The organism is Hyphomicrobium sp. MC8b (genome assembly GCF_905067615.1).
GTDB lineage: Bacteria > Pseudomonadota > Alphaproteobacteria > Rhizobiales > Hyphomicrobiaceae > Hyphomicrobium_B.
On the sequence record NZ_LR898465.1, the window covers coordinates 2,909,595 to 2,925,031 of the forward strand.

Below are 15,437 nucleotides of genomic sequence, written 5' to 3' on the forward strand. Positions count from 1 at the left end.
CGAAGCGAACCTGCCCCTGACCCCTCCCCGCAAGGGGGAATTGGCAGAGCCACTATTGGCCCGCCGGCGCGAACGGCTTCGGCGCGAACTCATCATCGGCGGCGGGCGCAGACGGAGTGGGCGGCGCAAGCGGCTTGCTTTCGACAGCAGCCGGAGGCGATTGCGAGACAGCGGGAGCTTGGCCCGCGGCGGGCGCGGCAACAGGTGGCAGCGTGCTCTCTGCGGGCGTCACAGTCGTCGCGACGGGAGCGGGTGCATTCGGCGGTGCCGCCGTTGGTGCCGCCGGGGCCGGAATGGCCGAGCGCCTCAGTTCGATGGTCTGGCCAGGCACTTCGGCCGGCGTCGCGGCGGCGGTGCTCGGTACCGTGATGCTTGGCGTGCCGATGCTCGGAGTGGTCGCGGGAGGGGGCTCGCTGCCCGGCGGCCCGGATGTCACGCCAATCGTTTCCATCGGTTTCGGCGTATCCTCGGGATCGGGTGCGCCGATGTCGTTATCGTCGAACGGCGCGGGTGCCGTCGCGGCCGGTGGAATTGCACCGGTGACCGCGCCTCCGCTGCCCGCAGGGCTTTTCGACAGGACCGATTTCACGTCGGGGATCTCGACGTTCGGCTCGGCAACGGGCGGTGCGGCGACAACTGGCGGCGGCACGGTATAGCCCGTTGCCGTCGCAGCGTCAGGACCGTCGCCGTATTTCGCGAGAATGGCCCTCGCCTTGTCCGCTACAGCGTCAGCGATGGCAGCCTGTCCTTCCGCGGTCGGATGGAAGGCGCCCGAATAGGTCGAGGCGAGGATCGCCTGGAAGGGCGCGAACGGTTCGATCTTCAGATAGTTCGTCAGGAAGCCGGCGGCGGCGTGGAAGTTGCCGGTCATGAAGGCATCGTTCGGCGTGCGGAACCAGCGCTGGCGGGCGGCATAGGGCCGATAGTCAGCCGGGTTGTAGGGCGTCCACATGCCATCTAGCTTGCGCGGAAGGCGTAGATCGTCGACTTCGCTGACGCCTTCGACGCTAAGGCCCGCGCAGATGCTGCGGCCGATGAAGTCGCGGCGATGCGTTTCGACGTAGGTCCAGCCGAACTCTTGTGCGCTATCCCGCATCTGACGATTGAGCTTGTCGGCGAACCACATCGCGAGCTTCAGCCTCGTCCGATCGAGCTGAAAATCAGGCACGACGTCCATGCCGGCATTGCCGCTGGCGCAGATCTGACTGCCGTCACCTTGCAGCGCGAGGCCCGGATATGCGACGAGCAAAATGCGATCGCTTTCCTCCCACGGCACGTAGAGCAGCGCGTGGATGGCTCGATTGAGCGCCTTATAGCGTGGCCCGAGATTTTGAAGCGCGGTCGAGATTTCGGCGTCGCTATGAATTTCACCGAGCCAGCCACCAAGCTCGCGCAGCAGGGACTCGTTGGAGAGCACCGTGTTCGCAAGAATGCGAGAGAAGCCGATGTCGTTGCCGCCTATGGAGAGCAATACGAGGTCGATCTTGCGCGCGGAATCCTGTGGACACTGATGCATGATCAGATCCTGTAGCTCCGGCACCGCGCCGTTCTGGTCGTAGGCTTCGGTGAGCTTGACCAACTGGGTTTTGCTCTTTCCGCATTGCGCTTCGGCGACGGCTGAAAGCTGCGAATAGCGTGGCGGGTTGGGCACCCATTCGTTGCCCTTGTAACGCAAGAAAAGGCCGTCCGTGATCTCGGCGCCGGCACAGGACACACCGACGAAGGTGACAGCGCGATGCGGGTCTTCGATGGCGAGCTGAAGCGATGTGCGAAGCTGCTCGGAATAGAGCGAGCGGTGGCAGGCTTGATCGAGCCAGCGGGCGTTTTCCTTGATGAAGGCAGCGTCGCCGAGTTCTTTCCACGGGCCGATACGGGCGGGATATCCCGTCAAGCTGGCGTACATGCCGAGCGTGCTGTAGTCGGACGTGCGCTCGCGCGAGAAACGCACCGGCATGTCGGGGTTGCCCTCGCCCGATGCGAAGCTGTCGCCCATGCCTGCGATCAGGATGTCGCGCACCTTGATGTTGATCTGCGCGATCTGGCGGCCGCCGATCTCGACGGTGACCATTGCGCCGCCCGGATACGGCACGACGAAGCGCGCGGGCTCGCTGCACGGCTGCGTGATGGCATCGCCGCGCGGATTCTTGGTGTCACCGCGCGGCGCCGATAGCCAAGTGCACGACAGCATCGACGGGCTGTCGATACCGGAAATCTTGGCGATGACGGCATGATGCGTGGGGTTAATGTAGTCGTCGTAGGCTTTGCACTTGAAGCGATTGTTGCTCCAGCAGGTCTTATCGAACATCGACGCGGCCCAGCCGTCGCGATCGTCTCGCTGAAGGGAATGCTCTTCTGAGAGGATCGGCGTCGTTTTTTCGCGCGGTCCCAATGAACGGTAGGTCTCGCGATGGGCGTTGGTGTCGTTTGGGTCGATGAAGAAGCGGAACGGGTTTTCGATACGCCACGTAATCGTAGGTGCAGCCTCGGCGCGGCCCGGCATTGCAAGTCCTGCAATGACGCAAGCCAGCGGAAGGAACAGCCCCGCTGCGATCGCTCGCAGCCCCCGTTTCAACATCGATGCCATCAGCCCTCTTCGTCGGCCGTCAAATGCGGCCGGACCACTGCGCGCGTGCGATACGCCACAATCGAGCGATCGGCGCGACGTCCACGATTTCGCGCGCCGGCTCATGCCGAGCCCTTTGCAAAGCGCGAAAATAGGGCTCGACGAGGGCAAGCGGCAAAAGCGCGGTCGTAAATAGCCTTGGTTTGCCCGTGAGATGACGCCGCACGTCGGCAAGTCCGCGCCTGCCTTCTGCCGCCATCCATGCGATTTGCGGACGCCAGTCGGTCACCTCTTTTTGATCATAAGGGTTCGGCGATCTGGGCATCGGCAGGGGCGCGCGGCCGTGCATCAGTGCATAGGGCAGTTCGATCCCGAGGCGGGCAAAGCCCGACGCGCGGGCGGCGGCATCAACGAGCGCCTCATCAAGGTCAATGCCCAGGATGGAGCCCGCAAGCAAAAACGGCGTGCCGTCGATGATGCGTAGGCGGGCGATAAGATCCTCGTCGGAGGCCGGTTGCTCCGCATAGAGCGCATCGGCGTGGGCCTCCAGGTAGCCTTCGATCCGCCCGAGCGAAAGAGAGCGGCGGCGGATGACCTCGGCAAAGGCGTCGAGAACGGGATTGCCGGAACGGCCGCTCTCGCCCCTGCTGAGGAATGCGTCGCGCCACCACGCGACGCGGATCTCGCCGAGCATAGCTTCGCTCACCTGACGCGAAATGCGCTCGATTTCGCCGGTAAAGGCGGCGAGAGCGATCAGGTCATCGCGGGCGGCGGCAGGTGCAAAAAGCGCCGCATAGAACCGGTCGGGCGCGTGGGTGCGGGCGCTCGTGCGCACCGTGTCGAAGGATGCTGTCGTTGCTGCGGCGTCGGTCACGCTGTGGCTTTCGCTCGATGGAAACTACGGAACGTGAATAGCATCGTAGCTCAATCCCTGCGCGGCCGGATGATGAAGACGTCTCAGGGAACGGCGATCAGGGCTGCTGCGATCGGGCGTTTTTCGGCGATCAGAATGTTGTAGGTGCGGGCCGCCGCCCCTGTCGACATCGGCTCGAGGCCGATGCCCGCTTTGGCGAACGCTTCGTAGATTTCGGGCTTAGGCCAGAGCTGCTTTTCGCCGGTGCCGAACAGCACGGTAATCGGCGGTTCGACGAGGTTCAGAAGGAATGCAATATCGCCGTCGGTCAGCGCATCGACGCTTGTCGCAGGCCAAGCCCAGACACCGGACGGCAGGCACAGAACGGAACCGCGATGGCTCATATCGGCGAACCGAAAGCCGCCATTGCCGTAAGCCGTTATCGGCGTCTCGTAGGGATAGCGGGCGACGTCGCTAGTCATGACGGCGCCGCCCTGCTTTCGGCCTTAGGCCTTCGCCTTCGATTTCGTCGTGGCCATCGCCTTTGCGGCAGCATCGCTCCAGTCGCGCTTGACGCCGAGGTAGCCCAGCAGCGGCGCGGCGATGAAGATCGACGAATAGGTGCCGATCGCAACGCCCAACAGCATCGCAAGGTTGAACGAGCGAATGACTTCGCCGCCGAAAATGTAAAGCGACAACAATACCGCGATAGCCGTCATACCCGTCAGGATCGTGCGCGACAGCGTCTCGTTGATCGAGAGGTTCAGAAGCTCGTTGAGCTCCATCTTCTTATACTTGCGCAGGTTTTCGCGGATACGGTCCGAGACGACGACGGTATCGTTCACCGAGTAGCCGAGAATGGTCAGAAGGGCTGCGACGGTCGACAGATCGAATTCGAACCGGAACAGCGAGAATATGCCTGCCGTCACCAGCACGTCATGCGTCAACGCGACGACGGCGCCAAGCGCAAACTGCCATTCGAACCGGAACCAGACATAGGCGACGATGGCGAGAATACCCGCTGCAACGGCGATGAAGCCGGTCATGCGCAGTTCGCTCGAAACGGCCGGGCCGACGACTTCGACACGCCGCTGGACATAATCGTTGCTGGTCGCTGCGGTGACCTTCTTCAGGGCTTCCTGCTGGGCCGCTTCGCCGCCGGGCTGCTCTTCGAGGCGGATCAGGACATCATCCGGCGTGCCGAACTCCTGGATCTGGACGTTGCCGAGTCCGAGACCGTTGAGCTTATCGCGCAGAGCGGCGATGTCGGCGTTTCCGGATTTGGTCTTCAACTCGACGAGCGAGCCGCCCTTGAAATCGACGCCGTAATTGAGGCCGAGCGTCATGCAGAGACCGATCGAGATCGCCATCAAAATGATCGACAGCGCGAGCGCCGGGCCCTTGAACTTCATGAAGGGCAAGCGAAGGTCGTGCGGGAAGAAGTCGACGCCCTTGAAGACGGGAATGAGTTTCATCAACACGGAAGGCGTCTCCTAGACCGGAACGGTCTGAATGCGGCCCTTGGGCTGGGCCCTGAGCCAGAACCAGATGAGCATTCGCACGACCGTCACAGACGCAAAGATCGAAGTCAGAATGCCGATTGTGAGCGTGACGGCGAAGCCGCGGATCGGACCGGAGCCGAGCCAGAACATGATGATGGCGCAAGCCAGCGTCGTCAGCTGACTATCGGCGATCGTCACGAAGGCGCGCTGGAAGCCGGCGTCGATGCCTGCAACCGGCGTCTTGCCGGTGCGCAGTTCTTCGCGGATACGCTCATAGATCAGAACGTTAGCGTCGACAGCCATCGCGACGCCAAGAACGAGACCAGCGATGCCGGGCAACGTCAGCGTCGAACCGATGAGCGTCATCAAAGCCACCGTCATGATCAAATGCACGATGAGGCCGACACAGGCAAAAATGCCGAACGTCCCATACGCAAGAATGGTCAGGACGACGACAGCGATGCCGCCAATCGTGCCGGCCAGCTTACCGTCGGCGATGGAGTCAGCGCCGAGCGACGGGCCGACCGTACGTTCTTCGACGATGGTCAACTTCGTGGGCAGCGAACCCGAGCGGAGCTGAACGGCGAGACGGGTCGAACTTTCGACGGTGAAGTTACCGGAAATCTGGCCGGAACCACCGAGAATCGGCTCGCGGATGACAGGCGCAGAGAGAACCTTGTCGTCGAGCACGATGGCGAACGGACGGCCGACATTGTCTTTCGTGAAGTTCGCAAACTTACGCGCGCCAACCTGATTGAAGCGGAAGTTGATGACGGGTTCGCCGGTGCGGCTGTCGAAGCCCGGCTGGGCGTCGGCGAGGTCTTCACCCTGCACCACCGGCGTTTCGCGCAACAAATAGGAACGCGGACCGCCGTCGTCCTTGTCGGCGGGATAAATCTTGTAGCCCGTCGGAATGCTGGTCTGCTGGGCTTCGTCAGCGGACATCGACGGATTGACTTCGTGGAACGTCAGCTTCGCAGTTTCACCGATGAGCGCTTTCAGTTCTTTGGTGTCTTTCAGACCGGGGAACTGGATCAAAATACGATCGGTACCCTGGCGGACGATGGTCGATTCCGAGGTGCCGAGATTGTTGACGCGACGGTTGATCGTTTCGATCGACGCAGCGGCAGCATTCGAAAGGCGGGCGCGCAAACCGGCTTCGGTCGGCTTGATAATGATCGTGCCGGGATCGCTGCCTTCGCTGACATCAACATCGTAGCCGCCGGTTCCGAGCACGGCGCTGCCGATCGCCTGGCGGACCTTGTAGAGTTCCTTGATCGCCTTGTCGCGCTCGTCAGGCTTTGCAAGCTTCACGACGAGCTGTGAACCCTGAGCGCCAATGCCGGTGAACCCGATCCGCGCGTCACGCAGCACTTTGCGCGATTCATCCCGGAGATTGTTCAGCCAATCTTTCTTAATTTCGTTCTGATCCATCTCAAGCAGCAAGTGCGCGCCGCCTTGCAGGTCAAGGCCGAGAGGCATCTGCTTATGCGGGATATACCAAGGCCACGACGCAACCGTCTCTTTCGAGAAGAGGTTCGGCATCGCGACCAAGATCCCGGCGAGACAGGTCAGCAGGATGAGAAAAACTTTGGTGCGGGTAAAGTGCAGCATCGGAAACGGATCTCGTGCATTAGGCGATGTGCGGATCAACAGCCGCACACCGGGCGCATCCTACTTTTCGCACACGGACCGATCGCGATCACGTTGCGACTTTGACAGATTTAGCCTTCTTTGACGGGTTCGCCTTTGGAGCGCACTTCCATCAAGGTGCTCTTCACGATGCGGACTTTTAGGTTGTCTGCGAGTTCGACTTCGATCTCGTCGCTGGTGTCGGAGACCTTGATCACCTTGCCCACCATACCGCCGGACGTAACGACCGTGTCGCCGCGACGGACGGCATTCAGGCGTTCGCGGAGCTGCTTGGCACGCTGCGACTGAGGGCGGATCAACAGGAAGTAGAAGATCGCCAGCATCAGGAGCATGGGGATCAGAAGTCCGCCAAGCGGATCCATGGCACTTGAAGCGCCTGCGGCTTGTGCGAACGCGGGAGTCGTAAACATTGCGAAGGAACGTCCTCTTGATGCGATTGAAATAAGCACTGCCGCCCCGAAACCCAATGGGCCGGGGGAAAGAGCCCCTCAAATTCGGGCGGACTATAGTGGTCCGAGGCCCATTTGCAACCACACAAACCCCGGCAAAATGGCGTTGGCACGGCCTTTCATAGTGATTAAACACGGTTTTTCCGGCCACTAGCGAGCCGGGTTTTCGCCTTTCTGGATTTCCTGATGTCTGATGCCGACGCCTACCGCCCGCTTCTGGAGCGAATTGCAGATGCCCTGGAACGATTGAGCCCGCCACCGCTGCGCGCCGTCAGCTTCGATGCCGCCGACGCGTTCATCTGGCAGGCCGAGAGCAACAGTTTCGAGCCGGTGCCGGAGGTTAGCGGCGTGCCGCTTAAGCTGTTGAAAGGCATCGACCGGACGGCAGGCATCCTGCTCGACAACACCCGTCGGTTCGCGGCCGGATTTCCTGCCAACAACGCGCTGCTCTGGGGGGCACGTGGCATGGGCAAATCGAGCCTCGTCAAGGCCGCCCATGCGGATGCTCTCGCCATCAGCGGCGGTTTGAAGCTTGTTGAGATTCACCGCGAAGATATCGCCTCGCTGCCGAGGTGCCTGTCTCTGCTCAAGGCGGCGGCCCCTCTCCGGTTCATCGTGTTCTGCGATGACCTGTCGTTCGATCACGACGACACGAGCTACAAGTCGCTTAAGGCCGTGCTCGATGGCGGTATCGAGGGCCGTCCGAAAAACGTGCTGTTCTATGCGACGTCGAACCGGCGGCACCTGATGCCGCGCGATATGATCGACAACGAGCGGGCGACGGCGATCAATCCAGGCGAGGCGACGGAAGAGAAAGTCTCGCTGTCTGATCGTTTCGGGCTTTGGCTCGGATTCCACAACGCGAGCCAGGACGATTACCTCGCGATGGTGCGCGCCTATGTCGAGCATTTCGGCATCAAAGTGAGCGACGCAGAACTCGAACGCGATGCGCTCGAATGGGCGACGACGCGCGGTGCACGCTCGGGCCGTGTCGCCTGGCAATACGTGCAGGATTTGGCAGGCCGGAATAAGACTTCTATTTAGTTGGCGCTCGTTAGTTGGCGCTCGGCGACACGCGTTCCGCGCGCCGGCCGCCGAGCGCAGACTATGCAGCAGCGGAGTCGCCAGCGCCAATCAATAAAGAGAGCCGGATCTTGCGACCCGGCCCCCATGCTTCCCTCTGTGCCAGCGCGTTGCCCCCGCGCTAGATCGTGGCGTCAAAGCTTCTCAAGATACGGTATCGGATCAACCGGCCTCGAACCTTGACGCAATTCAAAATGCAGCTGCGGCCGATCAACCGAGCCGGTCTTGCCGGCCTTCGCGATGACCTGTCCGCGCCTGACCTTGTCGCCGCGCTTCACGAGAAGCTCGTCGTTATGGGCATATGCCGTGACCCAGCCGTTGTCGTGACGAAGCAGAACGAGATTGCCGTAGCCCTTGAGCTCGCTGCCGGCGTAGGCGACGACACCGGACTCGGCGGCATGAACATCCGTTCCAAGCGGCACTTGCAGATTGATGCCGTCGTTATGCGTGCCATCCGGGCGGCTGCCGAAACCAGCAATGATCTTGCCGCTCGCGGGCCACCGCAGTTTGACGCTATCGACCGTCGCCGGGCCGGATGACGGCGGCGGAGCTGCGATGGCGACGTTCTGCTCAGGCGCAACGGGTTGCGCAGCTGCTTCGGGCTTGCGTTCAGGCGGCGACGGCTGCACGGGCGGTACGACTGGAGATGCGTCGTTCGTCTGGTTCGAGAGAGACGCGACGCGCTTCTCGCCATTGATGATCGTCGGCTGCGTCGTCGTCGCCTCGCCATAGCGCTGCGGTTCGGATGGTTGCGCATCGGCAATCGGCGGCGGTGGCGCAGTCGGCTCAGGTTGCCTCGGCGCGGCAGGCGGCAGAGGCGGCGCCGGCGGCGTGTTGGCGGCTATGCGTGCGGGTGCTTCATTGCCGCCACGTCCCGGAATGCGCAAGACGGTACCGGGCTTTACGCGACGTGGGTCGCTGATGCCGTTGACCTGCTGCAGCTCGGAAAATTTCACGCCGTGCGCACGGGAGATCCCATAGAGAGAGTCACCCGGCTGCACCGTGTAGCTCGCATTGTAGCGGACGGCGACGTCGGGCGTCGCCTGGGCAAGCGGAACAGGTGCCGGACGCGCAGCTTCGACCGCTGCACTCGCGGCAGCAGCGCTCGAGCGCGGTGTGTAACCGCCGCCATCGGCAGCCGGAAGATAGAGCTTCTGGCCCGGATGAATGTTCGGATTGTTCAGATTGTTGAGCGTCGTCAGCTCCGCCAGAGAGACGTGATGGCGACGCGACAGACCGTAAAGCGTGTCGCCCGGTTGCACCTCAATAGCTTCGCCCTTGGCAATCGGAGCGCCATGCGACGGCACGCTGGCGCTGCGCGGCTGGATAGACGGCTTCGCGTTGTAGGTCGGCTGGCGATAGGCAGGCTGTTGATATGCCGGCTGCTGATACGTCGGTTGACGATACGCTGGCGGCGGCGCGTAAGAGCGGTCGTTGTTCGCATCAGGAAGAGCAGCAACCTGCACAGACGAAGCGCCTGCGCCATAGGGGCCGCGCGGTGTCGAACCTTCGACGGGTTGGTTATCGCTAAGTGAATTACTGTATACGGATTCTCGCGGCGCCGGATTGCTGCCGGTTTCCGGAGGATCGTTAAGGGCAAATGACGTACTGTCGAAGCGCGTGATATCCGCGCTGCAACCGGCCATGGAAATGCTTGCGAATATTAGAGAAAAAGCCGTCGCGGACTTGAGGCACAAGCGACCGCACTGGCCAACGCCAAAACAACTCATCATGGTACGCACCTCTACTCGCACCATCTATTAACCTTTAACCGGTTAACAGGCGGTAAACACCGCCGCGCGATTTTAAATCGATGCCCCGAGTTGTCGTGTCGTGCTGAGAACCATCCGCCCCTGCCCCACAGAGTGAACGGCCCATTTGGAGAAGTCGAAGACGTCGGAACCGATGCGTTGCACACCGCTTCCGAGTTTTCTCTGCTTAGATGACAATTGCGCTCACTTCGCGGAAGGATTTCGTCAAACCCGCGGCTTTTGCGCTTGAAGTGGTATCGCCGCGCGGGCGACGAGCGCCTTAGGCCAGCTTGCCCTTCAGCGCGTCCAACGCACGATATTCGGTGAGATCAATGCTCAGCGGTGTGACGGAAATTTTGCCTTCGGCAATCGCGGCAATATCAGTTCCGGGAACGAGCGTCGACATGCGGCGCTCGAAACCGAACCAGAAGTACGGTGTGCCCCAGGGGTCTATCCGGCTGTCGATATCGAGCAGCCCCTGATCGCGTACGCCCTGCGAAGTGACGGCCACGCCCTTGATTTCATCGGGGGCGGCGTCTGGAAAGTTGATGTTGATGAGCGTCTTTGGATCCCACTTTTCATCAAGAAGCTTCCGGATCAGCGACGGCGCGTGAGCAAGCGGCGTATCCCATAGCGCGCGGCGGGCGCCTTCTTCGAAGCCCATCATCAGCGACAGCGCGATCGAGGGAATGCCAAGAATGGCACCTTCCATCGCAGCAGCAACAGTGCCCGAATAGGTCACATCCTCGGCGAGATTCGAGCCGTGATTGACGCCGGACAGAATGAGATCCGGCGGCTGATCGAGCAAGATATGACGAACGGCCATGATCACGCAGTCGGTCGGCGTACCGGTGATTGCGTGCGTGCGCTCGTCGAGTTTGCGCAGACGCAGCGGTGTATGCAGCGTCATCGAGTGCGCCGTGCCGGATTGATTTGTCTCCGGCGCAACCGTCCAAACATCGGGCGAAATTCCCAGCGCAATCGCTTTTAGAATTTCCAGTCCGTGGGCGTTGATGCCGTCGTCGTTGGTGATGAGGATACGCATTGTTCAGCCGATGATCTCGCCCTTTGAATTCACGCGAAGCGGAGTTCCACGTTCATGCCGTGCACCTTCGTCGCTTGCGCCTGTAGCACGGACGCTGGATGGATGGAGGCACCAGACCCGCTCTCGTTGATACACGAAGACGCCAATTTGCTCAGGCGACACTTCGCCGATGACATAGCCCTCAAGGCCGCGAATGTCTTCGTCATCAACATCCTGATTGACGACAACAATGTCGTAAGGGCGAAGCACTCGTCGGACCTCAGAGAACTACGCTTTCTGGATCTGCGCCAATCCGCCCATGTAGGGAAGAAGTGCATCGGGAATGACAACGGTGCCGTCGGCCTGCTGATAGTTTTCGAGCACCGCGATCAGCGTGCGCCCGACCGCGAGGCCCGAACCGTTCAGCGTGTTTGGGTAGACGGGCTTGCCGCCGTCTTTCGGTCGATAGCGCGCATCCATACGCCGGGCCTGGAAATCACCGCAGACAGAGCACGAAGAAATTTCACGATAGGCATTCTGCCCCGGCAACCAGACTTCGATGTCATACGTCTTCTGCGAGGCAAAGCCCATGTCGCCCGTACACAAAAGCATCGTGCGGAATGGCAGGCCGAGGCGCTTCAGAACTTCCTCAGCGCATGAGGTCATGCGCTCATGTTCTTCGACCGCCGTCTCGGGCGTGACGACGGAGACAAGCTCGACCTTCGAGAACTGATGCTGGCGGATCATGCCGCGCGTGTCACGGCCAGCGGCGCCGGCTTCGGAGCGGAAGCAGGGCGTCCATGCCGTCATGCGCATCGGCAGTTGCGCTTCGTCGAGGATCTGCTCGCGGACGAGGTTCGTCAGCGAAATTTCTGCTGTCGGGATGAGCCAGAAGTCGTTGGTGGTTTTGAACAGATCTTCGGCGAACTTCGGCAGGTTGCCGGTACCGTAGGCGGCCTGATCTTTCACGAGCAGCGGCGGGTTGACTTCAGTGTAGCCGAATTGGCCCGTGTGCAGATCGAGCATGAAGCTCGCGATGGCGCGCTCCAATCGCGCGAGCGCGCCCCTCAGTACGACGAAACGCGCGCCGGAAATTTTCTGCGCGGCTTCGAAGTCCATGAGGCCCAGCGCCTCGCCGATTTCGAAGTGCTGCTTCGGCGCGAAATCGAATGTGCCGGGCGTGCCGACCTTGCGAACTTCGACATTGCCGGTTTCGTCCGTGCCGAAAGGAACATCGGCGCGCGGTGTATTGGGAATAACGGAGAGGACATCGCGGATCTCAGCATCGAGAACGCGTTCTTCTTCTTCGCCGCTGGCGATCGTATCCTTGAGTGCGGCGACCTCTGCCATCAACCGCGAGGCTGTGGCATCGTCCTTGGCGGCTTTCGCCTTACCGATTTCCTTGGAGGCGGCGTTGCGCTGCGACTGGGCTTCCTGGAGCGATGTCAGCAGTGCGCGGCGCTTATCGTCGAGCGCAATGATGCGCCCGGCTTGCGGTTCGAGCCCACGGCGACGCAGACCCTCATCGAAAGTCTCGGCGTTATCTCTGATCCACTTGATGTCGAACACGGGTGGCCCCTTCACGGTCGTAACTGTGGGGCCGTCCTATACGATGCGCTGCACCCGGTCCAGTCCGGGACAATCGGATGGCACCCGAAAAACGGGCGCCACCCAATTTCAACAATTTATCGGCAGTCCCAGACGCCGTGCGGCGTGGGCTGGCTCGAAGTGCACGAGGCCTGATCGCCAGCCGAAGCCGCAAATGCGACGGTGGCTGGAGCGGCGCTGATGGACAGTGCAAAGACAGCAACGGCGATTTTCAAAGCTTTAGACATGTGCGTGGTCCTTTGAGTTGACGTTAGTCTCAAACGTTCGAACGCCTCGCAGTCCTTTCACACTCGCAAGTCACGCTCCCCGCCGACGGCCAATCTCAAAAGATCGGCATACAGCATCGTTTTTACTTTTTGGGAGCGTCCCTCGCGTCTTTGTCGCGCGATTGGATCACTGCAACGTCTTCGAACTTATGGTGTCCACGCACCATCATTCCGCGGGACGATTAACGGCAGTCCCAGATGCCGTGAGGCGTATATTCGTGGTTCTCGCACGCCTGATACGTACCGTTTCCGCCCGTAGCGGCGAACGCCATCGTCGCCGGGGTGGCGCTGACGAGAAACGCGAGCGCAACAAATGTTGCTTTGAATGTTTTGGTCATTGGTATTGTTCCTTAGTAGTGGCCTTTGGCTCTAGCCATTCGAATTAGCTTCAATCGCCGAACATCTCGCGGCCGATCCTCGTAACTTGCCACGCTGAGCGACAAGTCAAACTTCGTGCCGCAGCAGGATTTCGTTTCCTGCTGCTGCAGTGTTTCTGTTGTCGGGCGGAGAGTTTCGTATCGCGGTGACGGCGGCGGTCGCCATCAAACGCAAAGCTTAACGGCAGTGCGTGTAGGCGTGATCCTGACAGACCTGGTTTGATTCATAGCTCGCGAAAGCGAGGTTGCTCGAAGCTGCAGTCAGTGCAGCGACTGCAACAAAAACCTTGAGAAATGCGGACATCGGATTGCTCCTCGATATTCTGTTCGTTGTCTTAGCGACGTCATCTTGGCGACCGCTCTTGCAGACATGTACGCATTGTCATCTCGATCCGTTAGGCTCGGATTTCGAGATCGCACGACAGGTTTTGGTGCTGACTTGAATAGGAGATATGCCTTGTTCTGTTGATCCAGAACAAGGCGCTCAGCATCCCCCGTTTCATCGCGGGATGCGCACGCTTCGAGACTGCGCAGCGAGCGCGCATCGCAGCCATGACGGCGCATAAACCGTCATGAGCGAATAGGAGCTATGCGTCGGATTTAGCCTTGGCCTGCTGCCTCTCGACGAAGCGCACGGCGAGGATTGAAGCTTCGTAAAGCCCGATCGTTGGGAAAGCCATGATGCACATGCTGAGTGCGTCGGGCGGTGTCAGAAGCGCGGCCGCTGCGAATATCCCGACGATTGCGTAGCGCCGTCCGGCGGCAAGAGCCTGAGACGTGACGATGCCGGTGCGCGCCAACAGGGTTAAGACAACCGGCAGCTGGAACACCAACCCGAAGCCGAAAATCAGCGTCATGATGAGCGACAGATATTCGGAGACTTTCGGAAGCAATTCGATCTCGGGCGTGCCCGGCCCGGATGTGTGCGTCAGGCCGATCGAGAACTTGATGATGACCGGCATCGCGACGAAGTAGACCATCATCGCGCCAAGCAGAAACAGTACCGGCGTTGCGATGAGATACGGCAGGAAGGCGCGGCGCTCGTTCTTGTAGAGGCCGGGCGCGACGAACTTGTAGACCTGCGTGGCGATGACGGGAAACGACAGGAACGCCGCGCCGAACATGGCGAGCTTCACCTGCGTCATGATCTGTTCGAGGAAGTGCGTCGCGATGAGCTTTACGTGATCGTTGCCGGACGCCCACATGTAGGGCCAGACGAGCACGTTGTAGATGTGGCCCGCAACCGAGAAGCAGATGAAGAACATCACGACAAAGGCGCCGAGCGCGTAGATCAGACGCTGGCGCAGTTCGATCAGATGATCGAGCAACGGCGCTTTGCTGGCGTCGATCTCATCCTGACCATCGCGCAGCGCTTCCGTCTCGGAGCCGGATGTCGGCAGCCGTTCCTGCATGACGTCAGGACTCCGCTTTTGCGGCGGCTTGCCGTACGTCGGCGGCCGCCATCTCAGACGGCGATGCGGGCATCGGCGGCGATGGAAGGGGAGTCATCTGCGGAGCAGTGGTGTCGGGCCGAATGGCAGGAGCTGCGGCGCTGGCCGATATCGGCGCGGCTGGCGCTTCGATCTTCGCAGCGGACGCCGCATCGTTGATCGTGCTCTTGGCCTTCATGACTTCGGAATTGATCGAGCTTTGCATTTGCTCGACTTCCTTGCGCATCGAATCAAGCTCAGCTTCACGCATCGCGGCGTCGAACTGAGCTTTGAAGTCGTTCGCGTGCCGACGCACCATACCGGCGTAGCGGCCGAGGGTGCGCAGGAAGACCGGCAATTCCTTTGGACCAACGAAAACCAGCGTCACGATCCCGAGGATCAGAAGCTCGCTCCAGCTGATGTCAAACATCGAGCAACCCTGTCGAGATCAGCCGCAACGCTGCGAGCCTGAAGCGGTCACCCGACCTTCGAACGGTCCGGATTGGTTGCTTCGTTTTCGATCGTCCGCGGCATGGGCTTAGGCTCATCGTCCTCGGCCATGCCCTTCTTGAAGCTCTTGATGCCCTTGGCAACGTCGCCCATCAACTCGGAAATCTTGCCGCGGCCGAACAGCAGCAGGGCAATGATCAAGAGCAAAAGAATGTGTTGCGCGCTGAAACCCATCGTAAGACCTTTCGGCGGCAGCCTGGAGTTGATGGAAGGCTGCTGCTCAACGTATTTAAGGCTTTATCGCAGAACCTCCAAGGCGCGGCAAGGTTCGCATCGCCTCACCGCGGCTCCGGGAGCTCAGGCGAAATGCCAAGGTTCGCTCGAATTGCTGTGGATTTGGCCATTTGCGGCGCCGCTCGGCGCAAATT

At 60.9% G+C, this 15,437-nt stretch carries 16 protein-coding genes; 1 reads left to right on the forward strand and 15 read right to left on the reverse strand.

The window, feature by feature from the left end; genetic code table 11:
* Positions 1-52: 52 nt before the first annotated feature.
* The 6 genes from ACLB1Z_RS14235 to yajC all read right to left on the reverse strand — a co-directional run bounded on the left by ACLB1Z_RS14235 (position 53) and on the right by yajC (position 6,981).
* Positions 53-2,584 (reverse strand): hypothetical protein, encoded by a 2,532-nt coding sequence (locus ACLB1Z_RS14235; RefSeq protein WP_409560432.1) that lies wholly within the window; start codon positions 2,582-2,584, stop codon positions 53-55.
* Positions 2,585-2,603: 19 nt separating this feature from the next.
* The gene (locus ACLB1Z_RS14240; protein ID WP_409560433.1) at positions 2,604-3,437 is read right to left on the reverse strand and encodes a squalene/phytoene synthase family protein; all 834 of its coding nucleotides are present in this window, start codon (positions 3,435-3,437) and stop codon (positions 2,604-2,606) included.
* Positions 3,438-3,520: 83 nt separating this feature from the next.
* Complete coding sequence (locus ACLB1Z_RS14245; protein ID WP_409560434.1) at positions 3,521-3,898, reverse strand: Mth938-like domain-containing protein; 378 nt, start codon at positions 3,896-3,898, stop codon at positions 3,521-3,523.
* Between the two features lie 24 nt (positions 3,899-3,922).
* The gene (gene secF, locus ACLB1Z_RS14250; RefSeq protein ID WP_409560435.1) at positions 3,923-4,897 is read right to left on the reverse strand and encodes a protein translocase subunit SecF; all 975 of its coding nucleotides are present in this window, start codon (positions 4,895-4,897) and stop codon (positions 3,923-3,925) included.
* 12 nt (positions 4,898-4,909) lie between these two features.
* A complete protein-coding gene (secD, locus tag ACLB1Z_RS14255) occupies positions 4,910-6,532 on the reverse strand; it encodes a protein translocase subunit SecD (RefSeq protein WP_409560436.1) in 1,623 nt (540 codons plus the stop codon).
* Positions 6,533-6,642: 110 nt separating this feature from the next.
* The gene (gene yajC, locus ACLB1Z_RS14260) at positions 6,643-6,981 is read right to left on the reverse strand and encodes a preprotein translocase subunit YajC (protein WP_013948293.1); all 339 of its coding nucleotides are present in this window, start codon (positions 6,979-6,981) and stop codon (positions 6,643-6,645) included.
* Between the two features lie 225 nt (positions 6,982-7,206).
* Here yajC and ACLB1Z_RS14265 point away from each other — a divergent pair, with 225 nt between their 5' ends.
* The gene (locus tag ACLB1Z_RS14265; RefSeq protein ID WP_409560437.1) at positions 7,207-8,064 is read left to right on the forward strand and encodes an ATP-binding protein; all 858 of its coding nucleotides are present in this window, start codon (positions 7,207-7,209) and stop codon (positions 8,062-8,064) included.
* 173 nt (positions 8,065-8,237) lie between these two features.
* Here ACLB1Z_RS14265 and ACLB1Z_RS14270 read toward each other — a convergent pair whose 3' ends face one another.
* From ACLB1Z_RS14270 to ACLB1Z_RS14310, 9 genes are all read right to left on the reverse strand, one after another.
* Positions 8,238-9,749 carry a LysM peptidoglycan-binding domain-containing protein gene (locus ACLB1Z_RS14270; RefSeq protein WP_409560438.1) on the reverse strand — a complete coding sequence of 504 codons (1,512 nt, stop codon included), beginning with the start codon at positions 9,747-9,749 and terminating at the stop codon, positions 8,238-8,240.
* A 385-nt stretch (positions 9,750-10,134) separates the two neighbouring features.
* Positions 10,135-10,899 (reverse strand): 5'/3'-nucleotidase SurE, encoded by a 765-nt coding sequence (gene surE / locus ACLB1Z_RS14275; protein WP_024276096.1) that lies wholly within the window; start codon positions 10,897-10,899, stop codon positions 10,135-10,137.
* 3 nt (positions 10,900-10,902) lie between these two features.
* Positions 10,903-11,148: a hypothetical protein gene (locus ACLB1Z_RS14280; protein WP_409560439.1), complete on the reverse strand. Its 246-nt coding sequence runs from the start codon at positions 11,146-11,148 to the stop codon at positions 10,903-10,905.
* Positions 11,149-11,166: 18 nt separating this feature from the next.
* The gene (gene serS / locus ACLB1Z_RS14285) at positions 11,167-12,447 is read right to left on the reverse strand and encodes a serine--tRNA ligase (protein WP_409560440.1); all 1,281 of its coding nucleotides are present in this window, start codon (positions 12,445-12,447) and stop codon (positions 11,167-11,169) included.
* 487 nt (positions 12,448-12,934) lie between these two features.
* Complete coding sequence (locus tag ACLB1Z_RS14290; protein WP_013948300.1) at positions 12,935-13,090, reverse strand: hypothetical protein; 156 nt, start codon at positions 13,088-13,090, stop codon at positions 12,935-12,937.
* Positions 13,091-13,307: 217 nt separating this feature from the next.
* The gene (locus tag ACLB1Z_RS14295) at positions 13,308-13,433 is read right to left on the reverse strand and encodes a hypothetical protein (protein ID WP_280949180.1); all 126 of its coding nucleotides are present in this window, start codon (positions 13,431-13,433) and stop codon (positions 13,308-13,310) included.
* A gap of 283 nt (positions 13,434-13,716) precedes the next feature.
* A complete protein-coding gene (gene tatC / locus ACLB1Z_RS14300) occupies positions 13,717-14,541 on the reverse strand; it encodes a twin-arginine translocase subunit TatC (protein ID WP_013948302.1) in 825 nt (274 codons plus the stop codon).
* A gap of 4 nt (positions 14,542-14,545) precedes the next feature.
* Complete coding sequence (gene tatB, locus ACLB1Z_RS14305; protein ID WP_409560441.1) at positions 14,546-14,989, reverse strand: Sec-independent protein translocase protein TatB; 444 nt, start codon at positions 14,987-14,989, stop codon at positions 14,546-14,548.
* 47 nt (positions 14,990-15,036) lie between these two features.
* Entirely contained in the window at positions 15,037-15,243 is a 207-nt protein-coding gene (locus ACLB1Z_RS14310) for a twin-arginine translocase TatA/TatE family subunit (RefSeq protein ID WP_013948304.1), read from the reverse strand.
* Between the last annotated feature and the right edge of the window lie 194 nt (positions 15,244-15,437).